This is a genomic window from Amycolatopsis jejuensis, assembly GCF_000717335.1.
GTDB classification, from domain to species: domain Bacteria; phylum Actinomycetota; class Actinomycetes; order Mycobacteriales; family Pseudonocardiaceae; genus Amycolatopsis; species Amycolatopsis jejuensis.
In genome coordinates this window covers 19,032-44,077 of the sequence record NZ_JNYZ01000045.1, presented here as the reverse complement: position 1 = coordinate 44,077, position 25,046 = coordinate 19,032, and the positions used below count along the sequence as shown (strand labels likewise).

General features: G+C 69.8%; 22 protein-coding genes. 8 read left to right on the top strand and 14 right to left on the bottom strand.

The window, feature by feature from the left end; genetic code table 11:
• Positions 1-329: 329 nt before the first annotated feature.
• The 3 genes from OO71_RS41575 to OO71_RS41565 all read right to left on the bottom strand — a co-directional run bounded on the left by OO71_RS41575 (position 330) and on the right by OO71_RS41565 (position 3,896).
• Entirely contained in the window at positions 330-1,616 is a 1,287-nt protein-coding gene (locus tag OO71_RS41575; RefSeq protein ID WP_033295577.1) for an adenosylmethionine--8-amino-7-oxononanoate transaminase, read from the bottom strand.
• Between the two features lie 633 nt (positions 1,617-2,249).
• Entirely contained in the window at positions 2,250-3,458 is a 1,209-nt protein-coding gene (locus tag OO71_RS41570) for a cytochrome P450 family protein (RefSeq protein WP_033295576.1), read from the bottom strand.
• A gap of 27 nt (positions 3,459-3,485) precedes the next feature.
• On the bottom strand, positions 3,486-3,896 hold the full coding sequence (locus OO71_RS41565) for an SRPBCC family protein (RefSeq protein WP_033295575.1): 411 nt from the start codon (positions 3,894-3,896) through the stop codon (positions 3,486-3,488).
• A gap of 53 nt (positions 3,897-3,949) precedes the next feature.
• On the opposite strand from OO71_RS41565, the gene OO71_RS41560 reads away from it, so the two are divergent.
• The gene (locus OO71_RS41560) at positions 3,950-4,573 is read left to right on the top strand and encodes a nucleoside/nucleotide kinase family protein (RefSeq protein WP_033295574.1); all 624 of its coding nucleotides are present in this window, start codon (positions 3,950-3,952) and stop codon (positions 4,571-4,573) included.
• 4 nt (positions 4,574-4,577) lie between these two features.
• Here OO71_RS41560 and OO71_RS41555 read toward each other — a convergent pair whose 3' ends face one another.
• From OO71_RS41555 to OO71_RS41540, 4 genes are all read right to left on the bottom strand, one after another.
• Entirely contained in the window at positions 4,578-5,735 is a 1,158-nt protein-coding gene (locus OO71_RS41555; protein WP_211260821.1) for a glycosyltransferase family 4 protein, read from the bottom strand.
• 84 nt (positions 5,736-5,819) lie between these two features.
• On the bottom strand, positions 5,820-6,878 hold the full coding sequence (locus OO71_RS41550) for a C40 family peptidase (protein ID WP_033295572.1): 1,059 nt from the start codon (positions 6,876-6,878) through the stop codon (positions 5,820-5,822).
• 425 nt (positions 6,879-7,303) lie between these two features.
• Positions 7,304-7,504 carry a hypothetical protein gene (locus OO71_RS41545; protein WP_033295594.1) on the bottom strand — a complete coding sequence of 67 codons (201 nt, stop codon included), beginning with the start codon at positions 7,502-7,504 and terminating at the stop codon, positions 7,304-7,306.
• A 1,196-nt stretch (positions 7,505-8,700) separates the two neighbouring features.
• A complete protein-coding gene (locus OO71_RS41540; RefSeq protein ID WP_033295571.1) occupies positions 8,701-10,080 on the bottom strand; it encodes an NYN domain-containing protein in 1,380 nt (459 codons plus the stop codon).
• A gap of 703 nt (positions 10,081-10,783) precedes the next feature.
• Between OO71_RS41540 and OO71_RS41535 the strand changes: the two genes are divergently transcribed.
• Together OO71_RS41535 and OO71_RS41530 are read left to right on the top strand one after the other, a co-directional pair.
• A complete protein-coding gene (locus OO71_RS41535; RefSeq protein ID WP_033295570.1) occupies positions 10,784-12,490 on the top strand; it encodes a DEDD exonuclease domain-containing protein in 1,707 nt (568 codons plus the stop codon).
• Between the two features lie 81 nt (positions 12,491-12,571).
• On the top strand, positions 12,572-12,850 hold the full coding sequence (locus OO71_RS41530; protein WP_033295569.1) for an Lrp/AsnC family transcriptional regulator: 279 nt from the start codon (positions 12,572-12,574) through the stop codon (positions 12,848-12,850).
• An 87-nt stretch (positions 12,851-12,937) separates the two neighbouring features.
• Here OO71_RS41530 and qcrB read toward each other — a convergent pair whose 3' ends face one another.
• Genes qcrB through ctaE form a run of 4 tightly spaced genes read right to left on the bottom strand, consistent with a single transcriptional unit; the run spans position 12,938 to position 17,232 of the window.
• Positions 12,938-14,587, bottom strand: coding sequence for a cytochrome bc1 complex cytochrome b subunit (qcrB, locus tag OO71_RS41525; protein WP_033295568.1), 1,650 nt, complete (start codon positions 14,585-14,587; stop codon positions 12,938-12,940).
• A complete protein-coding gene (gene qcrA, locus OO71_RS41520; RefSeq protein ID WP_033295567.1) occupies positions 14,584-15,735 on the bottom strand; it encodes a cytochrome bc1 complex Rieske iron-sulfur subunit in 1,152 nt (383 codons plus the stop codon). Before qcrA ends, qcrB begins: the two co-directional genes overlap by 4 nt.
• A complete protein-coding gene (gene qcrC, locus OO71_RS41515; RefSeq protein ID WP_033295566.1) occupies positions 15,732-16,550 on the bottom strand; it encodes a cytochrome bc1 complex diheme cytochrome c subunit in 819 nt (272 codons plus the stop codon). Before qcrC ends, qcrA begins: the two co-directional genes overlap by 4 nt.
• Before the next feature lie 55 nt (positions 16,551-16,605).
• Positions 16,606-17,232, bottom strand: a complete 627-nt coding sequence (ctaE, locus tag OO71_RS41510) for an aa3-type cytochrome oxidase subunit III (protein WP_084145629.1) — start codon at positions 17,230-17,232, stop codon at positions 16,606-16,608.
• Between the two features lie 108 nt (positions 17,233-17,340).
• Between ctaE and OO71_RS41505 the strand changes: the two genes are divergently transcribed.
• The 3 genes from OO71_RS41505 to trpD all read left to right on the top strand — a co-directional run bounded on the left by OO71_RS41505 (position 17,341) and on the right by trpD (position 19,279).
• The gene (locus OO71_RS41505; protein ID WP_033295564.1) at positions 17,341-17,766 is read left to right on the top strand and encodes a hypothetical protein; all 426 of its coding nucleotides are present in this window, start codon (positions 17,341-17,343) and stop codon (positions 17,764-17,766) included.
• A gap of 61 nt (positions 17,767-17,827) precedes the next feature.
• The gene (locus OO71_RS41500; RefSeq protein ID WP_033295563.1) at positions 17,828-18,241 is read left to right on the top strand and encodes a hypothetical protein; all 414 of its coding nucleotides are present in this window, start codon (positions 17,828-17,830) and stop codon (positions 18,239-18,241) included.
• Positions 18,242-18,247: 6 nt separating this feature from the next.
• Positions 18,248-19,279 carry an anthranilate phosphoribosyltransferase gene (trpD, locus tag OO71_RS41495; protein WP_033295562.1) on the top strand — a complete coding sequence of 344 codons (1,032 nt, stop codon included), beginning with the start codon at positions 18,248-18,250 and terminating at the stop codon, positions 19,277-19,279.
• 244 nt (positions 19,280-19,523) lie between these two features.
• Here trpD and OO71_RS41490 read toward each other — a convergent pair whose 3' ends face one another.
• Entirely contained in the window at positions 19,524-20,483 is a 960-nt protein-coding gene (locus OO71_RS41490; protein WP_033295561.1) for a GlxA family transcriptional regulator, read from the bottom strand.
• An 83-nt stretch (positions 20,484-20,566) separates the two neighbouring features.
• Between OO71_RS41490 and OO71_RS41485 the strand changes: the two genes are divergently transcribed.
• The gene (locus tag OO71_RS41485; protein ID WP_051792960.1) at positions 20,567-21,490 is read left to right on the top strand and encodes a DMT family transporter; all 924 of its coding nucleotides are present in this window, start codon (positions 20,567-20,569) and stop codon (positions 21,488-21,490) included.
• Here OO71_RS41485 and OO71_RS41480 read toward each other — a convergent pair.
• Together OO71_RS41480 and ctaC are read right to left on the bottom strand one after the other, a co-directional pair.
• Positions 21,435-21,857: a cytochrome c oxidase subunit 4 gene (locus tag OO71_RS41480; RefSeq protein ID WP_033295560.1), complete on the bottom strand. Its 423-nt coding sequence runs from the start codon at positions 21,855-21,857 to the stop codon at positions 21,435-21,437. The genes OO71_RS41485 and OO71_RS41480 overlap by 56 nt on opposite strands.
• Positions 21,858-21,898: 41 nt before the next feature.
• Positions 21,899-22,846 carry an aa3-type cytochrome oxidase subunit II gene (gene ctaC, locus OO71_RS41475; RefSeq protein ID WP_051792959.1) on the bottom strand — a complete coding sequence of 316 codons (948 nt, stop codon included), beginning with the start codon at positions 22,844-22,846 and terminating at the stop codon, positions 21,899-21,901.
• Positions 22,847-23,058: 212 nt separating this feature from the next.
• Between ctaC and asnB the strand changes: the two genes are divergently transcribed.
• Entirely contained in the window at positions 23,059-24,993 is a 1,935-nt protein-coding gene (gene asnB, locus OO71_RS41470; RefSeq protein ID WP_033295559.1) for an asparagine synthase (glutamine-hydrolyzing), read from the top strand.
• Positions 24,994-25,046: the final 53 nt, after the last annotated feature.

The following is a 25,046-nucleotide window of genomic DNA, read 5'->3' as shown; positions in this document are numbered from 1 at the left end:
TTGGCGCACCTCGGAACGGCAACGGGGCGGTTCGCGCACCTCGGAAGGCTGCTGCGGTCCACCTGCCCCGCGGAAGGGCCGCGGCGCGGCGCGGCGGGGACGTTCGCCGGTCGCCCACGCGGGCGGACTCGGCCGGTTGCGACGACGGAGGTCCGGTGTCGTGTTCTCCGTGGATGAGTTCGATCATGGGACCAGGAAAGCGTAAAACGTCCAAAAAGTCCGCTACGTGAATCTTTCTCGGATCGCGAAGCGCCTGGTCGCGCTGCCGACCGTACCCGATTTTCCCCAGAAACCGGGCCAAATTCACCAAAAGCGACGAGTCCGGCGGATCAGGCCTTCTCCGCCGCAGCTCGCATGGCTGCCGTGATCAGTGCCACGTCGGCGTCGGTGCTGACGTACGGCGGCATCGCGTAGATCAGGTCGCGGAAGGGGCGCAGCCACGCGCCCTCGGCAGTCACCACCTCGGTCGCGACGCCCAGGTCCACCTCGTGGTCCAGCTGCAGCACGCCGATCGCACCCAGCACTCGCACGTCGACCACGTGCGGGAGCTCCCGCGCCGGCTCCAGGCCGCGGCGCAGGGCCGCCTCGATCCGGGCGACGTCGGCCTGCCACCGGCCCTCCGCAAGCAGCCCGAGCGACGCATTCGCGACGGCCGACGCCAGCGGGTTGCCCATGAACGTCGGTCCGTGGGCGAGCACCGGCAGCTCGCCGCGGGTGATGCCGTCGGCGATTTCGAGCGTACACAGCGCCGCGGCCATCGTGAGGTAACCGCCGGTGAGCGCCTTGCCGACGCACAGGACGTCGGGCGTGACCCCGGCGTGCTCAGCCGCGAAAAGCCTTCCGGTGCGGCCGAATCCGGTGGCGATCTCGTCGAAAACCAGCAGGACGTCGTGCTCGCGGGTCAGCTCGCGCAGCGCACGCAGGTACCCGGGATGGTGGAACCGCATCCCCCCGGCCCCCTGCACGACCGGTTCGACGATCACCGCCGCGAGCTCGTCCGCATGCCGTTCCAGCGCGACGGCCAGTTCGTCCACATAGGACTGATCGACCGGCGCCCCGAACCCGGCAGGCGGCATCGGCACGAACACCTGCTCCGGCAACACCCCGCGCCACAACGAATGCATGCCACCGTCGGGGTCGCAGACGCTCATCGGCGTGAAGGTGTCGCCGTGGTACCCGCCGCGCCAGGTGAGCAGCCGCCGTTTGCCCGGCAGCCCGCGGGAACGCTGGTACTGCAAGCACATCTTCACCGCGACCTCGACCGACACCGACCCCGAATCACACAGGAAGACGTGCTCGAGCCCGTCCGGCGTGATGTCGACGAGCGTTTTCGCCAGCGTGATCGCCGGTTCGTGCGTAAGCCCGCCGAACATGACGTGACTCATCCGCCCGGCCTGGCCGGCAAGCGCCGCGTCGAGCACCGGATGCCGGTAGCCATGGATCGCCGCCCACCACGACGACATGCCGTCGACGAGTTCCCGGCCATCCGCCAGCCGCAACCGCACCCCACTCGCCTCAGCGACAAGCAACGGCGACACCCGGCCCGGCATCGGCGCGTAGGGATGCCACACGTGAGCGGCATCGAGGGCAAGAAGATCGACAGCACTGGGATCCACCCGCCGACCCTAACCGCGCACCACGGGGCTCCGCTTGTGACGGCTGCTACCCACTGGTGAACGGCACCAGCCTGACGGCTGTGACCCCACCGCTTGACCGCACCCGCCTCACGGCTGCCACCGACCGCTGCACACACGCCCACCAGCGACACCGGCCTGACAGCTACCACCCGCCGCAAATCGACACCCGACCCGCCGGGGCGCCACCCACCACCACGGCGCGCGCCCCCGGGCCGCACCGCTCCGCGGCTGCCACTCACCGCCGAGGCACACACTCCTCAACCACACCGGCCCACGGCTTCCACCCATCGTCGAACCGCACCGGCGTCACGACCTGTGACCGCCGCCGAGCCACACAACCGTCACTCCTCCGCGATCCGCACCGGCAACGAACCGACCCGCCGTGAGCCACAACCGGCGACGCCCAAACCGCGACCGTCGCGCGACCGCACCCGGCAGCAGCCGACCCGCGACCACCACGCGACCACACCCGGCAGCAGCCGACCCACGACCACACCGGCAACGACCGACCTCTACCCGCCGCGCGACCCCATCAGCAACGACCACTACCCGCCATGGGCTCGCACCGGCACCGGCCGCTATCCGCCGTGTGGGTCGTACCGGCACCGACATCTACCCGCCGTGTGGTCGTACCGGTAGCTCGACAAGCCCGTGAACGAGCGAACTCGGCCGGTAAGACACCTCCTCCTCCGCCACCGCCAGGCTCAGCTGCGGGAACCGCCGCAGCAGCGAGCCCAGCGCGATCTCCGCCTCGAGCCGCGCCAGTGGCGCGCCGACGCAGTAGTGGATTCCGTGGCCGAACGCGAGGTGTCCGCCTGGCGGGCGGGTGACGTCGAGTTCTGCCGCGTCGGGGAAGCGGCTTTCGTCCCGGTTTGCCGACAGCAGGGAGATGTGCACGAACTCGCCCGCCGGAATCGTGACTCCGTCTGCCTCGACGTCCTCGACCGTGAAGCGCACGGTGGCGATGTTGATCGGCCCGTCGAACCGGAGGAATTCCTCCACCGCGCCGGGCAGCAGGCTCGGATCCGCGCGCAGTTTTGCCGCCTGCTCCGGCGCGCGCAGCAAGGCGAACGCGGCGTTGCCGATGAGGTTCACCGTGGTCTCGTGCCCGGCGACCAGCAGCAGGAACGCCATCGACACCAGCTCGTCCTCGCTGAGCGAGTCGCCTTCGTCGGTGGCGTGCACGAGATCGGACAGCAGATCCTCACCCGGTTCGGTGCGTTTGCCCGCGACCAGCTGCTGCAGATACGCGTGCATGCTCATCGCCGCGTTACGGGTGGCCTCTTCCCCGCTCACCGACAGCAGGGTGTGCGACCAGCCGGAGAACTCGCCCCGGTCGTCCGGACGCACGCCGAGCAGTTCGCAGATCACCGTGATCGGCAACGGTTCGGCGAAGGCCTCGATGAGGTCGACCTGCTCGTGCCGCGCCATCTCGTCCAGCAGTTCGCCGGTGATCTCCTCGATCCGCGGCCGCAGCCGCGCGACCGTACGACTGGTGAACGCCTTGTTGACCAGCTTGCGCAGCCGCGTGTGGACCGGCGGGTCGCTGTTCAGCATGTGCCCGCCGAACAGCCTTCCTGCCTCCAGGATCGCGCCGCCCGCCTTCTCGGCCATCAGCCGGTAGGCGCCGGCGCTGTCTTTGCTCAGCCGCGGTTCGCCGAGCAGCACCCGCGCCTCGTCATACCCGCTGACGAGGTACGACGGCACCCCACGGGTCGATCGGATCGGGCACACCGAACCGGCTTCCCGCCGCTCGGCGAGCCAATGATGCGTCTGCTGCCACAGCTCTTCGTCCGCGACAGGCGTTTCTTCCCTGCTCAACCCAGCCCCCCTGGTGCAGTTTCCGGATCAGCGCTCGGCCAATGCCGCCTCGATGCGTTCGACCACCTGTTTCCAGTATGCCCGCTGTTCGGCACGTTCCGCCGCGTCCGCGAGCCACTCCTGGTGGATCTTCAGTGTGCTGCGTTTTCCCTGGTCCACCACCGTGATCTGCAGCGTGGAGTCGTGGTCCCAGTCCTTCGGGCGCCAGGTGAGCCGCACCCGCGTGCCCTCGTGGAAGCTGCGGACCTCGCCCGTGGTGCCGCTTTCCGTCTCGTACCCCGCGCCGCGTTCGCGGGGCAGCTCGACGCCAGGGCCGAGCCAGATCTCCAGCCCCTCGCCCGTCACGAACTCCCACACCCGGCCGCCCGGGTACGGCAGCGTGCGGGAAACGCCTATCTCCCAACCACTCTGCGCGGTCTTGCCCACCTCATTGGCCATACCGTCATCATGGCATCGGGCACCGACAAAAACCGGTGCGGGATCATGCGGACGTGCGCTACCGCCCGATCACTCCCGCCGCGCTCACCGCCGAGCTGACCGAGCGCATCGCCGCGCTCACCCACCGCCGCCGGATTGCCGTGGGCATCGACGGCGCAGACGGCGCGACGGGCACCGCTGAACTCGCAGACGCGCTGGTCGACCCGCTGCGACTGCTCGGCCGCGCGACCCTCCGCGTGCCCGCCGGTGGCTTTCTGCGTCCCGCGTCACTGCGTTTCGAGCACGGCAAACAGAATCCGGACGCGCGCTACACCGAGTGGCTCGACCTCGGCGGCCTGCGCCGGGAGGTCCTGGACCCGCTCGCCGACGACGGCTCCGGCCAGGTGCTGCCCGCGTTGTGGGACCCCCAACGCGACCGCGCGACCAGGCTGCCGCGCGTCCCGGTCCCGGACGGCGGCGTGGTCCTGGTCGACGGCGAATTCCTGCTCGGCGCCGGGCTGGCGTTCGATTTCGTGGTGCACCTGTGGCTTTCGCCCGCCGCATTGCGCCGCCGGGTCCCCGAGGAATGGGCCCTTCCGGCGTACGAGCGTTACGAAACCGAGGTCGATCCCAGCGCGCTCGCCGACGTCGTGGTCCGCGTCGACGATCCGCGGCATCCGGCCGTTTACGAGCCCTGACCGGTCAGCGCACAGCCGCCACCGGATCGCCGTCCAGGAGCTTCGAAAGCCGTTGCGCCATCGTGTCCCAACGCCAGTTTTCGGATACCCACGACCGGCCGGCCTCGCCCATCCGCCGGGCGCGGACCGGATCGGACAGCAGGGCGACCAGGGTGTCGGCCAGCTGCGTGACGTCCCGGCCGTCGACGACGTGACCGGTCACCTCGTCCAGCACCGCCTCCGGCGCCCCGCCCGAGGTGCCCGCGACCACCGGCAGGCCGGTCGCCGACGCCTCGAGGTAGACGATGCCGAGGCCTTCCACGTCGAGCCCCTTGCCACGGGTGCGCGCCGGCATCGCGAAAACGTCACCGGCGTTGTAGTGCGCGGGGAGTTCGTCCCACGGCACTGAACCGGTGAAAACGACGTCGTCGGCCACGCCGAGCGCGGTGGCCAGCTGGGTCAGGCGCTTGCGGTACGGACCCCCGCCGACCAGCAGCAAGGCCGCGCCGGGCACACGCTCGCGGATCGTCGGCAACGCGTGGATGAGCAGGTCCTGGCCCTTGCGCGGGACCAGGCGGGAAACGCATACGACGGTCGGCCGCTCCCCCAGCCCATGCCGGGTACGGATTTCCTCGCGACCGGCTGGGTCCGGCGCGAAAATCGTCGTGTCGACTCCGCTCGGCAGCATTTCCAACCCAGCGTGCGGTCCGAAGGCCGCGGCGAACCGGCGGCGCGTGTACTTGCTGACGTACGTGACGACGTCCACCGTCTCGCCGATGCGCCGCAACGCCTGCCTCGAACCCGGCAGCATCGACCAGCCCACCTCGTGGCCGTGCGTGGACGCGACGACCCGGCACGCGCCCGTCTGCCGCAGCGGGTGTCCCAGCAACGCGAGCGGGGCCGCCGCGCCGAACCACACGGCCTCGCAGCCACGGGACCGCATGATCTGCTTCGCGCGGCGCAGCACGTCCGGGGTGGGCAGCATCAGCGACGTCGGGTGCCGGACCACTTCGAACGGCGCCGCCGCGTCGAACTCGCCGTGCGAACCGCTGGCGCCTTCCCAGGACGGCGCATAGACGACGAGGTCGTCCGCGGGCAGCCGGGTGGCCAGCGAGTTGAGGTAGTTCTGGATGCCCCCGGGGCGCGGCGGGAAGTCGTTCGTCACGAGCAGGGTCCTGAGCACCCCCGCAGGCTACCGACGGGCCCGCAGACGACACCGGGGCGGCACCGCGTCATGCGGTACCGCCCCGGGCGGAGGGATGCTCGGTCAGGAGACCCGGCGGGCGCCCACGTACTGGCTCTGCAGCGGCGAGATCTTCACGACGTCACCACTCGTCGGCGCGTGCACCATCTTGCCGTCGCCGATGTACATGCCGACGTGCGAGACCGGCGAGTAGTAGAACACCAGGTCACCGGGCTGCAGCTGGCTGCGGGACACCGCGGTGCCGAAGGTGCTCTGCTCACGGCTCGAGCGCGGCAGCGAGATCCCGGCCTGCCGGTAGGCCCACTGCATGAGACCGGAGCAGTCGAACGAATCCGGGCCGGTGGCGCCCCACACGTACGGCTTGCCCAGCTTGCCGAGCGCGGCGTCGATTGCCTGCTGCGCCTGCGGGCCGGGGGCCTTGACGTTGGGGATGTCGCCGCCGGTGTCCTTCTGCAGCTTCCGGTCACCCTGGCTCAGCGCCGGCTCGGTGCGCTTGAGCTCGTCGATCTGGTCCTTGAGCGTCTTCTGCTTGGCCTTGATGTCCTCGGTGAGCTTCGCCGCGGCGTCGCGGGCAGCGGTGGCCCGCTGTGCGGCGTCGGCGGCCAGCTTCTCGGCATCCTGGGCCTGCTTGACCGCGCCGGAGAGCTTCTCGAGCGCAGCCGCCTTCTCCGACGCGATCTGGTCCAGCGCCGACGAACGGTCAAGGAACTCCTGCGTGGACGTGCCCGCCAGCAGCGCGGACAGCTTGTTCATCTGCACGCCGGACAGGAACGACGCGTTGGCGAACCGGTCGACGTCGACCTTGTACTTCTTCTCGTTCGCGGCGGCCTCACCGGCGAGATTGTGGGCATTGGCCGTGTCGCCGTCGGCTTTGTCGAGGTCCTTCTGCCGCGCGGACTGGTCGTCCTGCGCCTTGAGGAGGTCCTCGTTCGCCTTCTCGGCCTGTGCCGCGAGGTCACGGTACTTGGCCAGAGCGTCCGAACCGGAGTCCGGCGGGGTCTGGAGGGCGGGGATGGGGGAGGCGATGGCGGTGGCGGTGGGCTGCGCCACGGTGACGACTGCGATCACCGACGCCGCCGCGAGGGCACCTGACACCACGCGCTTCACTGGATGCGACTGCACGGTCGCGCGGGTCTCCTTTGCTGTCGGGCCGCCGTGGCCGGAACCGCGAGGTGGAAGAGGTCGGGGGCCCTCTTCGCGCACTCCGCCCGCCCACGTTCCGGCCGTCCTTCACTGCAACAGCTTTCCCGCACGCGGTGTGGTTCCGATCCTGACTCCCCGACAAAGCCGAACCGGCGGCGATCCCGCGTCGCCGTCGTCCGACGGCTGCCTGGCGCGAGATCTCGGCCAGGTTACGAAAAGACCGTCGGCGAGTCCACCGGGACCCCCGTAAAAACTCTCCGTAGTCCCGCGAAACACCATCGGACCAGCACGGGAGCTAAGTGTGACGTAGGTCATACGCTGCGCCTTCGTTTCGCGTCTCCTTCGCTACAGACCGTTCATCGCACGTATCCGACCGCTCGGCGAGTCAGTGTCACCCACTTGTGTCACGCCGACTTACTGTCGGACGCCGGAACCAGCCGCAGCCGAGGCACCATCCCCGCCTCGGCGAGCGCATCGACGGCGCGCCGCTCGTCGGCATCCCAGACGACGCCGACGGGCGGCCCGAGCAGGACGCTGACGACGCAGTCATGGCAAGCCACCCCGCGCACGACACACCGATCACAGTCGACGACGAGGGTGTCGATGTCCTCGGGTGCGAGGTCGAGGGCTCCGGCGGGCCGCCGCTCGCGGGTGCCGGATCCGGGGTGCGCGCCGGGTTGCGGGGTGGGAGCGGAGCCGCCGAGCGTGCTGGGGTCTCGCCGTGTCGTGTCACCGGGTCGGCGGTGATCGTTGGGGGTGCTGGGTTTTCGGGGGTTCTCGGGGGCTCGGCTGTGGATTGGTCCTCGGGGCCGGGAAGTGGCTGGTGTCACTGGCGTGGGAAGAGTCACCGCTGAGGCTGCTCCATTGGGGTGCACGGCGCTCTCCGGTGGCGCCGCGTCTGGGCGCTCTGCGTTCTCTGGCGTCAGTGCACCTGGGCGCCATTCGCTATCCGGAGCCACTGCGTCTGGGCGGCCTGTGGTCTCCGGTCGCGCCGCGTACGGGCGCTCTGCGTTCTCTGACGTCAGAGAACCTAGGCGCCATTCGCTATCCGGGGCTACTGCGTCTGGGCGGCCTGTGGTCTCCGAAGCCAGTGCATCTGGGCGGCCGGTGCTCTCCGGTCGCGCCGCGTACGGGCGCTCTGCGTTCTGTGGCGTCAGAGCACCTGGGCGCCACGCGTTCTCTGACGTCAGAGCACCTGGGCGCCATTCGTTATCCGGCGCCACTGCGCCGGGGCGGTCAGCTCGGTCCGGCGCCGCATCCGGAAGCCGGTCCGGCGCCAACCTGCCCGAGTGCCCTGCCCGATCCGGGGTCGGTGCGCCTGGGCGCCATTCGTTATCCGGAGCCACTACGCCGGACCGGTCAGCCCCGTCCAGCGCCACCGCATCCGGGAACCCGTCCGGCGGCACCCCGCCCGAGTGCGCTGCGCTGTCCGGCACCACCGCGCCTAAGCGCCACTCGTGATCCGGCGTCACCGAATCCGAATGCCCTGCCCGATCCGGCGGACGCGACCGTCCCCGTTCCTCCCGATCCTCACCAGCACGGAACCCCGGCCCAGGCCGTTCCCGAGAACCGGCACCACGATCCCGTCGCTCCGGCGATCCCGTGCCGAACCCCGCTCCGGCCAAGCCTCCACCAGCCGAACCCGGCGTTCCCAGCCCGGCCACGCCTGCGCTGTTCTCCTCCATCGGGCACACCTTCCGTTGCTCCAACCGCCGCCCGGATCGGGTCCGGGTGGCATCTCTTGATCGCAACGGTAGGAAGCACCACCGACAATTTCGGCGGTTCGCACCCGCGGGACGGGTCAGACTCGACCCAATCGGGTGACGAGCACCGCCGACGGGGAGGGGTGGGCGCCTGCCGCGCGGACGGAGTCCGCGACTGCCCGGTCCGAGGTCGCGACCACCATCGGGCGGCCCTTGGGCTCGGCGGCGACCAGGGAGCGGATCACGTCGTCGGCCAGGACTCCGCGGTCCGAGAACAGCACGCGCACCCCGCGGGGCACCGCGGCCGGGACGGAGAGCACGCCGGCGCCGTCGAACACCACGGTGACCTCCGCCGACGTCCTCGCGGCCAGTGCGGACAGCTGGTGCACCAGCCGGTCGCGCTGGTCGGCCAGGGCCAGCTCCGGGTATCCCGTTTTGGTGACGTTGTAGCCGTCGACGATGAGGTGGACGTTCGGCAGCGCCAGGTAGCGGTCGAGCGCGGTGACGTCCCGGATCCGGTCGCCGGGGCCGAGGCCGGACCGGGTGCCGCTGATCATGTCGGCCGGACGCGCGCCGCGGTCGCCCAGAGCGAGTTCGCGGCGCAGGCCGTGTACGGCGCCGTCGATAGTGTCGACGAGCAGCGCCAGCCGGACTTCGTCGGCTTCTCTGGCTTCGCGCGCCGACTGACGCGCCATCTCCGCGTCTGCGACCGCGCGCTCGGCACGGGTCCGTTCTGCCGCGACGCGTCGACGTTCCCGTTCAAGCTGCGCGTTCAACGCCTCAATCTCACGTTCGCGCGCCGTGCCGCCTTCGGCCAGCTCGGCGCGCGCGGCCTCTGCTGCGTCCTTCGCCTGCCGCAGCTGTACGCCTTGGTCACGCAACCTGCGAAGCAGCTTCTCGACCTCCGCCTCACGTTCGCCCCGCACGCTCTCCACCGAACCGCGCGCTTCTTCCAGCGCCGCGCGCAACTCGACGACCTCAGCCTCAAGCCGCTGGTTCCGCGCGAGCGCTGCGTCGCGTTCCGCGCGTAACGCTGTCTCCTCGGCGTTCTTCGCGACGAGCCGTACGCGCCCAGCCGCGCCGGACTCGCCGAGCAGGACCGCGGCGGCAGCGGCCGCGACGGAGTCCGCGACGTTCGGGTCCAAGGCGTCGGTGCGATGCTCGCGCAGCCACTCCAGGACAGCCGTGCGGAATTGGGACGAATCGCCCAGCGCGGTGAGCAACGCAGTACCGCCGAGCTTCGCGCGTTTGGCCGGGGCGAACTTCGCGACCGGCCGCAGCTGGCGGGGCACGTCGGAGAGGGACAGCTTCGCGACCGCAGCCGCCGCGAGCTCGGCAATCCGCTCACGGACCGCCTCGGGCAGGCCCGTCCACGACGCCGGTTCGGGCGCCGCCGCTTCCTCCGGAGCCCGCGCCGGAACCACCGAGGGGCCGACGGCCTCCTCGGCTTCTTCCGGTTCGACGGGCTGGGGCTGCATTGGTCCAGGGTAGGCCCCGGCGGGGGATCCCGCGCCGCACCGGGCCGGTTCCGCTGGTCACCCCCGCTCCGGCGACGGTTTCCGCAGCTTGGGACCCGGGTGACGGGATTTGGCGGTGGGCGGGGTGGGGTCCATCGGCTGGGGTGCGCCTGCGCCGGATCACCGGCCGCTTCCTGCGCCTCGGGGACTCACACACCAGGAATTGCCTGTGGACGGGCGTTTCGCGCCAATCGCAGAGGTGGCCCAGCGCTGATCATCTGTCGGGACACCCCCACAACGAGGACTGCCGGTAGACGAGGTTTCGCACCCGACGGGATGCGCCTGGATCGCCGATGCCACTCAAGACTGCCGCGACGGGATGGTCGGCGAGATCCGGTGACCCGGGTTCCATGCCACCCAGCCACGGATTGGCCGCCGACAGAGGTTCGCCATGGCATTCGGGCGCTTTGGGGCGCCTACCGGCGAGACCGCCGGAGACGACGCCTCACGGAAACGGCCCGCCGGGATCACCTCAGCGTCCGCATGCCCCGGAGCGACCGGCGGATCGTCCGTGTGCGGATCCCACGACGATTGCCGCCAGCGCCTCACCAGCCCCGCCTACCCCACCCAAAGCATCCGTCACCACTCCTCCCCCACCCGTCTCACCTGCAACAACGCTCCGTTGCCCCGAGATTGTCGGTCCCCCGTTCTACTGTGCGCGATCATGGAGACCCGGCAGGCGCAGCTGGCGTTCGACGAGCTCGGCACCCCGTTGCGGGACACCACGTTCGTCGTGTTCGATCTCGAGACCACCGGGACCAAGGCGGGGCCGGACGGGATCACCGAGATCGGGGCGGTCAAGGTCCGTGGCGGGGAGGTGCTCGGCGAGTTCGCGACGCTCGTCAACCCGGGGGCACCGATTCCGCCGCAGATCGTCGAGCTCACCGGGATCACCCAGGCGATGGTCTACGACGCACCGCGGATCGAGCGGGTGCTGCCGGCGTTTCTGGAGTTCATCGCAGGAGCCGTGCTGGTCGCGCACAACTCCGGCTTCGACACCACGTTCATGAAAGCCGCCTGCGACGGGCACGGGTACGTCTGGCCGCGCGCGACGGTCATCTGCACCGTCAAGCTCGCGCGCCGCGTCATTCCGCGCGAAGAAGCCCGCAGCTACCGCCTCTCGACGCTGTCCATGCTGCTCGGCTCTCGCACCCGGCCGACGCACCGGGCGCTCGACGACGCCCGCGCCACGGTCGACGTCCTGCAGGCGCTGCTGGAGCGGGTCGGCAATCTGGGGGTGCACACGGTCGAGGAGCTGGTCGACTACCTCCCCGACGTAACGCCGACGCAGCGACGCAAAAGGCATCTGGCGGCGGACCTCCCGGCGCGGCCGGGGGTGTACCTGTTCAAGGGCCCCCGCGACGAAGTCCTGTACGTAGGCACCGCGCGCGACCTCAGACGCCGCGTGCGGACCTATTTCACCGGTTCCGAGAGCAGGGGCCGGATCCGCGAAATGGTCGCGCTGGCGGAGCGTGTGGACGCGATCGAGTGCGCGCATTCCCTGGAGGCCGAAATCCGCGAGCTGCGGCTGATCGCGGCGCATCGGCCGGCGTACAACCGGCGGTCGAAGAACCCGCACCACGCCTGGTGGGTCGGGCTCACCGACGAAGCGTTCCCGCGGCTTTCGGTGGTACGGCTGCCTCGCGCGGGCGCCCTCGGCCCGTTCCGCAGCCAGGCCGACGCGCGCACCGCCGCGGACACCCTCGCCGACGCCTCCGGCCTCCGTACCTGCACCCAGCGCATCTCAGCCACCACCGCGTCCGGGACCCCATGTGTGCTGGCGGAGCTGGGCCGTTGCGGAGCCCCATGCGCGGGACGGCAGACGGTCACCGACTACTCCCCCGGCGTCGAAGCCGCGCGCGGGCTCATCGCGGGGCACGACGGGCGGTCGCTGCATCTGGCTGCCGCGCGGCTGGAGCAGATGTCGCAGCGGCGGCATTACGAGCAAGCCGCCCGGCATCGGGACGAGCTGGCCGGGCTGGTCCGTGCCGTCGGCCGGGCGCATCGGCAGGCGGCACTGGCGTCGGTCGCGGAGCTCATTGCCGCCGCGCCGGACGGCAACGGGGGCTGGGAGTTCGCGGTGATCCGTTACGGCAGGCTCGCGTCCGCGGGCGTCGCGCGGCGGGGCGTACCCCCGATGCCGGTGGTCGAAGCGCTGGTCGCCGCTGGGGAAACCGTGCTGCCCGGCGATGGTCCGCTGTTCGGCGCACCAGGTGAGGAGGTCGGCATCCTGCTGCGGTGGCTTGCCCGGCCCGGCGTGCGGCTCGTGCGCACCACGCGGCCGTGGGCCGAACCGGCTGCCGTCGCGGGGTGGCGGGCCTGGCTCGAACGCGCCGCCGACGCCCGCGCGCTCGAACACCTCGCCGGCTGACCGCCCCGCTGCGGCAGCGCCCGCGGCGATCCCGGCTACGATCGCGCTCGTCGGTTACCACCAGGAAGCAGGAGGAACGCTGTGATCACGGCGATCGTGCTGATCAACGTAGAGGCCGAGGAGATCCCGCAGGCCGCACAGGCGATCGCGGACCTCGATCAGGTGGCCGAGGTGTACTCGTGCGCCGGGGACGTCGACCTCATCGCCACCGTGCGCGTGCAGGCCCACGAAGACCTCGCCGACCTCATCCCGGGCCGCATCGGCAAGGTCCGCGGCGTGCTCGACACCGTCACCCACATCGCGTTCCGCTCCTACTCGCGCGCCGACACCGACTCCGCCTTCGAAATCGGCGTCGACTGACCCACGCGCTCGCTGGCCGCGCCGCCGCCGCACCCGGACGCCAGAAGGCCCCTCCCGCACCGCGGAAGGGGCCTTCTGCACCGGAACTCAGTGGCCGGAGCCAACCTCCGAGGATTCCGACCCTTCGACCTGCTTGTGCCCGTTGCCGTTGCCACGGGCGCGGTCGAGTGCCGCGGTCTCCTCCGCCGGGTCCGGCGACCAGAAGGTCCCCGGCACGGCGTGCCCGGCGGTGCCGAGCTTGTTCATCTTCTTCGGCACCGGCGCGCCCTGGTACTCGAGCGGGACGGCGTGGCCGTGGCTGTCCGTGCCGCCGAGCGGCTGGTGGATCTCGATGAACTCACCGTGCGGCAGCCGCTTGATGATGCCCGTCTCGACCCCGTGGTCGAGCACCTCCCGGTCGGCCCGCTGCAGGCCAAGGCAGATCCGGTAGGTGACGTAGTACGCGATCGGCGGCACGATCAGCACCCCGATGCGCCCGGCCCAGGTGGTCGCGTTCAGCGAGATGTCGAACTGGTCGGCGATGATGTCGTTGAAGCCGGACAGCTCGATCACCATGAAGAACCCGAGCGCCATCATGCCCAGCGCGGTGCGGACCGGTGCGTCCCGCGGCCGCTGGAGAAGGTTGTGGGCCACGTTGTCCTTGGACAGCTTGCGTTCCAGGAACGGATACCCGAGCAGCAGCGCGAACAGGATCGGCATGCCGACCGCGCCGGGGAAGAACACCGCCGGGATCGTGTAGTTCCCGAGGTAGACCTCCCACGCCGGCCATATTCGGAGCATGCCGTCGGCCCAGGCCATGTAGAAGTCGGGCTGGGACCCCGCGGACACCATCGACGGGTTGTACGGCCCGAAGTTCCACACCGGGTTGATCTGGAACAACCCCGACATCAGCGCCAGCACCCCGAAGACCAGGATGAAGAACGCACTCGCCTTCAGCGCGAAGTACGGCATGATCCGCACGCCGACGACGTTCGTCTCCTTGCGCCGCACCCCGGGGAACTGCGTGTGCTTCTGGTACCACACCAGCCCCACGTGGACGCCGATCAGCGCCAGCATGATGCCCGGTACCAGCAGGATGTGCAGTGTGTAGAGCCGCGGGATGATCTGGTCACCCGGGAACTCCCCGCCGAACAGCGCCCAGTGGATCCAGGTGCCGATCACCGGCACCGACAGCACGATGCCGGACAGCGTCGCGCGGATACCGGTACCGGACAGCAGGTCGTCCGGCAGCGAGTAGCCGAAGAAGCCCTCGAACATGCCCAGGATCAGCAGCAGGCCGCCGATGACCCAGTTCGCCTCGCGCGGCTTGCGGAATGCGCCGGTGAAGAAGACCCGGAGCATGTGCACCATCATCGAGGCGACGAAGATCAGCGCCGCCCAGTGGTGCAGCTGCCGCACGAAGAGACCGCCGCGCACGTCGAACGAGATGTCCAGGGTCGTCTTGAACGCCTGGGACATCTGCATGCCCTGCATGTTCTTGAAGCTGCCGTTGTACGTGACCTCCTGCATGGAGGGGTCGAAGAACAACGTCAGGTACACGCCGGTCAGCAGGATGATGATGAAGCTGTAGAGCGCGATCTCGCCCAGCAGGAACGACCAGTGCGTGGGGAACACCTTGTTCAGCTGGTGCCGCAGGCCGCCGGCCAGCTTGTACCGCTGGTCGGCGTTGTCCCCGGCTTCGCCCAGATGCTTCTGGAGTGCGCTCGTGCCCTTGGTCGGCGTGGTGAGTGAACTCATGACTTACGCTCCCAGAAGGCCGGTCCGATGGCCTCGTTGAAATCGCCCTTCGCGATCAAGTATCCCTCTTCGTCCACCGTGATCGGAAGCTGGGCGAGCGGGCGGGTCGCCGGGCCGAAGATCGGCTTGCCGTAGTGCAGGGCGTCGAACTGCGACTGGTGGCACGGGCACAGGATGCGGTTCGTGCGCTGTTCGTACAGCGAGGTGGGACAGCCGACGTGACTGCAGATCTTCGTGTACGCGTAGTAATCGCCGAAGTTGTAGTCTTCCTGGCCCTTGCGCTTCACGACGCGCGCACCGTCGGTGGGACGCAGCCGGATGAGCATGACCGGGTTGTCGATCCTGGTCAGCGCCTTGCCGAGGGCCTCGTGGTTGCCCTTCTCCGACGCACGGTACGGGAACACCGTCTCCATCGCGCCCGCGTCGAGGTCCTCGGCCTTGACCAGGGAGGGGCCCTTCTCGACGTCCTCTTCCAGGCTGCCGGTGTTGCGCCGCAGGTAGATCTTCTCGCCGGGGAACTTGGGCTGCCAGCCGGTGTGCCAGAGCCCGTTCTCGTTCTCGGTGTCCTTCCACGGGTCCTTGATGAAGGACGCGACCGGCAGCGCCGCCACGGCGAGGCCGAGCGCACCCGCGCCCGCGCCCGCGGTGCGCTTGATCAGCGAGCGCCGCGCGATGGTGCTGCGGTTCCCGGCGTCGGCGAGGTGCGCCAGGATCGTGGCCCGGTCGACCTCCTTCGAGGGACCGTCGGTGCGCTGCTGCACCGCGGTTTCCTGCGGAATGAACTTCTTCGTGTACAGGATCACGCCGATGCCGAGAGCCAGCACCGAGAGACCGAGCGTGACCCCCAGCGCGGGCGTGTACAGGCTGTACGTCGCGTGCCCGCTCGGGTCACTCGGGTCCTTGTACTCCCACCACTTCGGCCACGCGAGCACCACCACGAACGCGAGACCGGCGATCGCCGACAGGGCGAACCAGAACGCGACGAGACGCTGTGCACGCCGCTCCGCGCGCGTGTTCTCGACCGGCCACGGCTCCGGATAGTCGACGAGCTCGACGCCGTCCATCTGCCCGCCCAGCTTGAGCAGCTGGTCGCGGTCCATCTTTGCCAGCTCCTCATCCGAGGGCGGCTGGGGCCCTTCGGCACTCATGCCTTCGTTCCAATCCACAGAGTGATGCCGACGAGCGCGGCGATTCCGACGACGAACGCGATGACCCCCTCGGACGCGGGACCCACCCCGCCGAGACCGTTGCCGCCCGGGTCGTTGTTGCCGTCGTTCACCGACTTGACGTAGGCGATGATGTCCTTCTTCTCCTCCGGGTTGAGCTGCCGGTCGGAGAACTTGGGCATGTTCTGGGGGCCGGTGAGCATCGCGTCGTAGATCTGCTCCTCGGTGGCCGGCTCGAGCGGCGGCGCGTACTTGCCTGCCGACAGCGCACCTCCGCGGCCGGTGAAGTTGTGGCACGACGCGCAGTTGAGCCGGAAAAGCTCGCCACCGCGGGCCGGGTCGCTGCCGCGCAGCGCCTCACCGCGCTCCTCGGGCCGCTGCGCACCGCCGCCGTGCGCCTGCACGTAGGCACCCACCGCGTCGATCTCGCTCGGGGTCAGCTTCGGCGGCTTGCGGGCGGCCTGCGCCTCCTGGCGGGCCAAGGGCATCCGGCCGGAGGAAGTCTGGAAGTACACGGCCGCGTCGCCGATGCCGATGAGGCTCGGACCGCGGTCCTTGACGCCGTCGAGGTTCGCGCCGTGGCATTCGATGCAGGTGTTGTTGTAGACCTGCTCGCCCTGGCGCAGCAGGGCCGGGTCCCCCTGCGCCTGCGCGGTCTGCGGTTCCGGGGCGAACACGGCGTACAAGGCGCCGGCACCGACCAGTGCGACGCCGAGCGCGAGCACGCCCGCGAGGCGCCTGCGCATCTTCGAGCGTGCGCGGAAGCGGCGCTCCGAGGACTTGGTGCTGGTGGTCATCTTGCGGCAACCCTTGCTGTCAGTTCAGGCCGATGGTGGTGGTCGGTTGCGGGGATCAGGGGAGGATGTAGATCACCGCGAAGAGGCCGACCCACACGATGTCGACGAAGTGCCAGTAGTACGACACGACGATCGCCGAGGTGGCCTGTGCCGGAGTGAACTTGCTGAGCTTGGTGCGGATCAGCAGGAACACGAACGCGATGAGCCCGCCGATCACGTGCAGGCCGTGGAACCCGGTCGCGAGGTAGAACACCGTGCCGAACGGGCCGGACGGGATGGTGAGGCCCTCGTCGATCAGGTTCAGGTACTCGTTGCCCTGACCACCGACGAAGATCGCGCCCATGATCAGCGTGACGATGTACCACCGGCGCAGGCCGTACACGTCGCCGCGCTCGGCCGCGAACACGCCGAACTGGCAGGTCAGCGACGACAGCACGAGGATCACCGTGAACGGGATCGCGTACGCGACGTTGAGGTGGAACTCCTCACCGTGCAACGGCGGCGGCCAGGACGCCCCGGCCGGGTTCTGCGCCTTGACGGTGAAGAACATGGCGAACAGTCCGGCGAAGAACATCAGCTCGCTGGACAGCCACACGACGGTGCCGACACTGACCATGTTCGGCCGGTTCAGCGAGTGGACTCGCTGACTGATGGTGGGAGCTGCCGTTGTCACGGATCGCATTATGTCCTCCCGCAAAGCCACCCCGCCCGTCGGGTCCGCGGCGGGTCGTGGGAGCTTCGCGTCACAACCCCTGCCCGTCTGCGGGCCCGGGCCGGGAAGGAGCTGCTCGTGGGTTGGCTGCAGCGGCTCCGTGACCTGGCCGGAAAGCGCGAAATCCCTGCTCTGGAGCCCGATGCGCCCGGGCTGGCGGTGGTCGTGTCGGCGTTCGACCCGGCGGTCGCGGACTCCGCGGTGCTGGCCGGTTCACCCGCTTGGGTCGCCGCCGCGCCCGCGGTGCTCGTGCACCACCTCGTGCTGCCCGCCGGGCGGGTCGCCGAAGCCGCGCGGGTCCTCGCCCAGGACGGCTATGACCTGGTCGAACAGAGCCGCGACGGCGACCGGGTGCTGGCGCATGCACGGCGGGTGCAGGTCCTGGACGCCTTGCACTGCGCCCAGGAACGGTCCCGGATGGCGGGGCTGGCGCAGCGGCTCGGCGGTGACGCGCCGGGCTGGGAGGCCCGGCAACCGGGTGACTCGCCTACCGCGTCCGCGTGACATGCATCTCGGCGGATACGATCGCGGGCGTTCCACCCGTGACGAGACGGAGGCGTGCTCAATGAGCGAGCAGTCCCAGCGGATCCTGGTGTTCAGCCACAAGGCCGAGGTCCGCGAGGCGATCATCAACGCCGTCGGCAGGCGCCCGGCGGCGGACCTCGGCCGCGTCGAGTACGTCGAGGCGGCCGGTATCGCCGACGTGCTCACCGAGATGGACGCAGGCACCGTCGACCTGGCGATCCTCGACGGCGAGGCCCAGCCGACCGGCGGCATCGGCCTCACCCGCCAGCTCAAGCACGAGATCACCGACTGCCCGCCGATCGTGGTGGCCGTCCGGCGCCGCGACGACCGGTGGCTCGCCACCTGGGCGCTGGCCGACGCCGTCCTGGTGCACCCGCTCGACCCGCTGACCGCGGCGGAGACCGTCGCCGGCGTGCTGCGCGCCGGGCGGGTCCCCGCCGTCAACGGCGGCTGAGCCTCGATGAGCCAGCACACCTGGCCTGCGCTGCTCACCCGGCTCATCGCGCGGGAAGACCTGTCCGCCGAGGACACGGCGTGGGCGATGGACCAGATCATGTCCGGCGCGGCCACCCCGGCGCAGATCGGCGGGTTCGCCCTCGGGCTGCGGGCCAAGGGCGAGACGCCGGAGGAGATCTCCGGCCTCGCCGACGCGATGCTCGCGCACTCGCGCCGGATCGAGCTGCGCCGTCCCGCGGTCGACCTCGTCGGCACCGGCGGGGACCGGTCGAACTCGGTGAACATCTCCACGATGGCCACGATCGTCACGGCCGCGGCGGGCACGCCGGTGGCCAAGCACGGCAACCGGAGCGCGTCGTCGAAGTCCGGCGCGGCCGACGTGCTGGAGACGCTCGGTGTGAAGATCGAGCTGACGCCGGACGAGGTCCTCACGTCGCTCGACGAGATCGGCATCGGGTTCTGCTTCGCACCCACGTTCCACCCGGCGTTCCGCCACCTCGGCCCACCGCGGCGGGAACTGGGCGTGCCGACGACGTTCAACCTGCTCGGCCCGCTCACCAACCCGGCGCAACCGCAGAGCGCGCTGATCGGCTGCGCGTACGAGGACAAAACCCGTGCGCTGGCGGAGATTTTCGCGCGACGGGGCATGTCGGTGCTGGTGGCCCGCGGCGACGACGGCCTCGACGAAATCACCACGACGACGACGACGTCGGTGCTGGTGGTGACCGGCGGCAGCGTGACTTCGCACACGTTCGACCCACAGCCACTGGGCATCCCGCGCGCGACGGCGGAAGACCTGCGCGGCGGTGACGCGCGGGCGAACGCCGAGGTGGTGCGGGACCTGGTGAACGGCAAGACCGGACCGGTGCGGGACGCGGTGGTGCTCAATGCCGCTGCTGCGCTGGCCGCGTTTGCCGGGTTCTCGGGGTCGCTGGAGGACGACCTGGCGGCCGGGCTGGAACGGGCACGGGACGCCATCGACAGCGGTGCCGCAGCGACGTTGCTGGAGCGGTGGATCGCCTTCTCCGCCAGCTGACACTGGCTTCCCGGCCCAGCTTCGCCCTCCGGCCCGCCGCTCCACCTCCGCCACCGCGCCCCAATGCCACATTGGGTGCATCCCACGCACCCAATGTGGCATTCGCTGCATCCCACGCACCCAATGTGGCATTCGCTGCTTCCCACGCACCCAATGTGGCATTGGGTGCGTCACATGCACCCAATGCCACATTGGGGTCACGCGGGTGGGGCTGGCGAAGGAGGAGGAAGGCGTCCGGACGGCGTCAGGAACGGAACGCGGTCCGGTAAGCGCTCGGCGTCGTCGAACGTAACCGGGAGAATTGGTGTCTCAAGGCAGCCGCCGAGGAGTAGCCGCAGGCGGTTGCGATGTCTTCTACCGACAGCAGGCCCACTTCGAGCAGGGCCTGCGCGCGGTCGAGGCGGCGTTCGGTGAGCCAGCGGTGCGGCGTAGTGCCCGTCGCGGCGGAGAAGCGGCGTAGGAAGGTCCGTTCGCCCAAACCGCTGCGCCGGGCCAGTTCCGCGACGGTGAACGGCTGGTCCAGGCGGCGTTCGACCCACTCCAGGGCCTCGGCGACCACCGCGTCGTCGGGGGCGGCGGTGGCCGGGACCGGGGCCTGTACGAACTGCGCTTGACCACCGGCGCGATGCGGAGCCGCCACCATGCGCCGGGCCAGTGCGGTGGCTGCGGCGACGCCTCGCATGCGTCGCACGAGGTGCAGGCACAGGTCTACCGCGGCGACCGTACCGGCGCTGGTGAAGATCCCGTCGTCGTCGGCGTACAGGGCTTGCGGATCCACTTCGGCCGAGGGGAAAAGCCGCCGGAATTCCGATTCGTAGATCCAGTGTACGGTGCAGCGACGGCCGTCCAGCAAACCCGCGTAACCGAGCGAAAACACCCCCGCGCAGAAGCCCGCGACCCACGCGCCGCGGTCGCGGGCGGCGCGCAACGCGGACAGCAGTGGCTCCGGCGGCGGGGCGGTGCGCGGGGCACACGTCGGCACGATCAGCAGGTCCGCCGAGGCCGCGAAAGTCAAGTCCCGCAAGCCATTCAGGCCGAATCCGGACCAGCTCGCCACGTCCGCCCCGTCCGGTGAGCACACGCCGAAATCCCAGCCGGGCATGCCGTCGGCGCTGCGGTCGGTGCCGAACACCTCGCACGCGACCCCCAGCTCGAACGGCGAAACCCGATCCGCGAGCACTACCGCGACCCGTTGCACGTCCATAGCAGACAGGGTGTCACAAGTTTTGTGGTCATTGTCATCTCTGACACTGGTCGGGCACCGCGGCGAGGCCGAATCTGGGACGCATGACGAACCCCGAATCCCGCCCGGCCCTGCAGTGGTCGGCTGCGATGGCGCTGTCCGGCACGATCGGTGCCGTCGTGCTCGAAAGCGGTGCTGCCGCCCCAGCGGTCGCCTTCGCCCGCTGCCTGGTCGGCGGGGTCCTGCTGGTCGTGTGGTCGCTGTCGCGGGGCTGGTTCCGTGCCTGGCGTCCGACCCGTCGTGACCTGCTGCTCGCGGTCGCGGGCGGACTGCTGCTGGTGGGCAACTGGGTGCTGCTTTTCGCGTCGTACGCGCTGTCGTCGATCTCCGTCAGCACGGTCGTCTACCACACGCAGCCGCTGATCCTGGTCGGTCTGGCAGCGGTGTTCCTGGGCGAGAAGGTGGGCCGGTCACACCTCACGCGGGCAGGCATCGCCTTCGCCGGCGTCGTGGTGATTTCCCTTTCCGCACACGGCGATGACGGACAGCCGGTGCGCTTCGCAGGCATCGCGCTCGCGCTGGGCGCTGCGCTGCTGTACGCCGGTGCGTCCTTCATCGCGAAGCAGCTGAAGCACATCAGGCCGCACCTGCTCGCTGCAGTGCAGCTGGCTGTCGGCGCGGTGGTGCTCGCGCCCGCGCTGGCCTTCACGCCGTTGCCGAAGTCGGTTCCGGGCTTGCTGTGGCTGGTGTTGCTGGGCACCGTGCACACAGCGGTGATGTACGTGCTGATGTACGCAAGTATCGGCAAACTGCCGACCACGACGGTCGCGCTGCTGTCCTACCTGTACCCAGTGGTCGCCGTGGTGGTGGACATGCTCGCGTACGGCCACCGCCTCACCTGGCCCGAGGGCGTGGGCATGCTGGCGGTGCTCGCCGCCGCGCTGGCTCCGCAGCGCGGCGGCCGGGCGAGCGTCAGTCGTGGTTCGGACCCGTGTGGTACTCGAACACCAGCCCGCCCACCGCGATGAGCAGCGCCACGAGCGCCATCACGAGCAGCCAGATGTGGAAGAACGCCAGCGCGAGACCGGCCAGCGCGGCCGCCGCGGCCAGCGCGACCGGCCAGTAGCTGCCCGGGCTGAAGAAGCCGAGCTCACCGGCGCCGTCGCTGATCTCGGCGTCCTCGCGGTCCTCCGGGCGCGGCTCGATCCGGCGGGACACGAACTGCATGTAGCTGCCCGCGAGGAAAGCAAGGCCGGCGGTCAGGAACAGCGCGACGATGCCGACCGGCTCGGCCTTCTGGTCGGTCGCGTACAGAGCGGTCATGACCCAGTAGATGACCGCCACGACGACGGCGAACCCCGCCACCAGGTAGAAAATCCGGGCTTCGACCTTCATGGGCTTGTGTCCTCTGCTCCTCGGGATTTCGCCGGAACCGGTCAGTTGGACGCGGTGCGCGCGGTGCGGTCGGTGTTGAACGGCTTCGTGGTGACCGCGTACGGGCTGCACAGCTCACCGCAGTTCATCGACGTCAGCGCCTCGGACGCGGTGTTCGGCTTGCCCGTCTTCGGGTTCGTCTCGGTGCGCAGCTTGAGGTACTGGTCGTACTTGTCCGGGGACAGGGCGCGCACCTCGAAGTTCATCACCGAGTGGTACGTGCCGCACAGCTCCGCGCACCGGCCGACGAAGGAGCCCTCGCGGTCGATGGAGTTCTGGAACGAGCTGTCCTGGTTGTTCTTCTCCGGGTCCGGGAACACGTCGCGCTTGAAGTGGAACTCCGGGACCCAGAACGAGTGGATGACGTCGGTGGACCGCAGCCGGTACTCGATCGTCTTGTTCGTGGGCAGCACCAGCAGCGGGATCTCGCCGGACGAGCCGACGGTGCTCACCTGGGTGCCGTCCGGGCGCTTCGCGTTGTCGCCCTCGTACTTGAACTCCCAGTTCCACTGGAAGGCCACGACGTCGACGACGACGTCCGGGTTCGGCTTCTTGTCGAGGACGCGGTTCTCCGTGGTCGCGGTGAAGAAGAACAGCACGCAGACCATGATCGTCGGCAGGACGACCGTGAAGATCTCGAGCGGGATGTTGTACTGGAACTGGCGCGGCAGGTCCTCGGGCCCCTCGGCGGCCGCGCCCTTCTTCTTGCGGTGGAAGATCGCGGTCCAGAAGATCAGGCCCCACACGATGGCGCCGACGACCAGTGCGGCCACCACGGTCCAGGTCCAGAGGTTGCGCATGTCGTTCGCCTGCGGCGTGACGCCGACCGGCCAGCCGAAGCGGAGGATCTCGTCCCCGGAGCAGCCCGTTGCGGTCAAAGCCACCAGCACGGCCAGCGCAGCGACCCGCCCGACCCGCTTACCCACCGGGGTGCGCTCTGGTTTTCCCACTGCGCCCTGCCCTTTCACCCAGCAGGCCCGTTCACACCCGGGCCTTCTTCGACCGATCTTCGTGACAGGCGGAGCCTAGCCGAGTTGGCCGGTCCTGCTGTCCAAGGGGGGACCAGATGCGCCACGCGTCACCCGCTTCCGCGCCGCCGGGCCCCGCACCGGCATACTGGGCGCTTCCCGGACCGGCCCGACCCTGAGGTGTGTGAGTACACGTGTGCGGCCTGCTTGGACTGATCTGCGCGACCGAAAACGACGCCGCGGGAGCCCGCGCCGCCGTCGGCGCGGCGATGCGCTGCCAGCGCCACCGCGGCCCCGACGAGCAGGACACCTGGGCCGATGCCGAGGTCGTGTACGGGTTCAACCGGCTCGCCTTCATCGACGTCGACCACGCGCACCAGCCGCTGTTCTGGGGCCCGCCGGAGGCGCCCGGCCGGTACACGATGAACTTCAACGGCGAGATCTACAACTACCGCGAGCTGCGTGACCGGCTCGCCGGGGAATTCGGGGCGAAGTTCGCCACCGAAGGCGACGGCGAAGCCATCGTGGCGGCGTATCACTACCTCGGCGCCGACGCGGTGAAAGAGCTCCGCGGCATGTTCGCCTTCATGATCTGGGATTCCGCCGAAAAGGTCGTCTACGGCGCCCGCGACCCGTTCGGGATCAAACCGCTGTTCTACACATCCGGGCCGAAGGGAATCGCCTTCTCCAGCGAGAAGAAGAGCCTGCTGGAGCTCACGGACACGCTCGGGGTCGCCGAGGAACTGGACCGTACTGCGCTGCAGCACTACCTGGTCCTGCAGTACGTGCCGGAGCCGGAAACGCTGCACACGAGCGTGCGCCGGGTCGAGTCGGGGACGTCGTTCCGGGTGGTGCCGGGCGGGCAGGCCGAGTTCACCCGGTACTTCCACCCGCAGTTCGCCGCGAAGCCGGTGAACGGGCAGGCCGAGGCCGAGGAGCTGTATCAGCGGATCGCCGACGTGATGCGCGATTCGGTCGGCAAGCACATGATCTCGGACCCCGATGTCACGGTCGGCGCGTTCCTCTCCGGCGGCATCGACTCCACCGCCACCGCGACGCTCGCGAAAGAGCACAACCCGAACCTCATCGCGTTCACCACCGGGTTCGAGCGCGAGGGCTACTCCGAGGTGGACGTGGCCGCCGAATCGGCCGCGGCGATCGGCGTGAAGCACGTGGTCCGCACGGTGTCCGCGGACGAGATGATGGAGGCGCTGCCGCTCATCGTCTGGTACCTCGACGACCCGGTGGCCGACCCGGCGCTGGTCCCGCTGTGGTTCATCGCGCGCGAGGCACGCAAGCACGTGAAGGCGGTGCTGTCCGGCGAGGGCGCGGACGAGCTGTTCGGCGGGTACACGATCTACAACGAGCCGATTTCGCTGGCGCCGTTCGAGAAAATCCCCGGCGGGGTACGGAAACTGCTCGGCAAGGTGTCCACGAAGATCCCCGAAGGCACTCGCGGCAAGGACTTGCTGCGGCGCGGCGCGCTGCCGCTGGAGGACCGGTACTACGGCAACGCCCGCAACTTCCGCGACGAGCAGCTGCGGGCCGTGCTGCGGACGTACCAGGAAGGCGTCGGCTTCAAGGACGTCACCGCGCCCTGGTACGACGTGTCCCGCGGCTGGGACCCGGTGGCGCGCATGCAGCACGTCGACCTGTACACCTGGCTGCGCGGCGACATCCTGGTGAAGGCGGACAAGGTCACCATGGCCAACTCGCTGGAGCTGCGCGTGCCGTTCCTGGACGCCGAAGTGTTCAAGGTCGCCGCGTCGATCCCGCTGGACCAGAAACTGGCCCACGGAACCACGAAGTACGCGCTGCGGCAGGGTCTCGCGAAGATCATCCCCGGGCACGTGCTGAACCGGCGCAAGCTGGGCTTCCCGGTCCCGATCCGGCATTGGCTGCGCAACGAGATGTACGACTGGGCCCGCGGCATCATCAGCGATTCGAAGACCGAGGAGCTGCTGGACAAGCGCGCCGTGCTGGCGTTGCTGGACGAGCACAAGGCCGGTCAGCTGGACCGCAGCCGCCAGCTGTGGGCGCTGCTGGTGTTCATGCTGTGGCACGGGATTTTCGTGGAACACCGCATCAAGCCGGAAATCCCGGAGCCGGTGTACCCGGTCAAGCTCTGAAGTCCGTGAAGGGAACCATCACGGAATCTGATTCCCTCATGGTTCCCTTCACG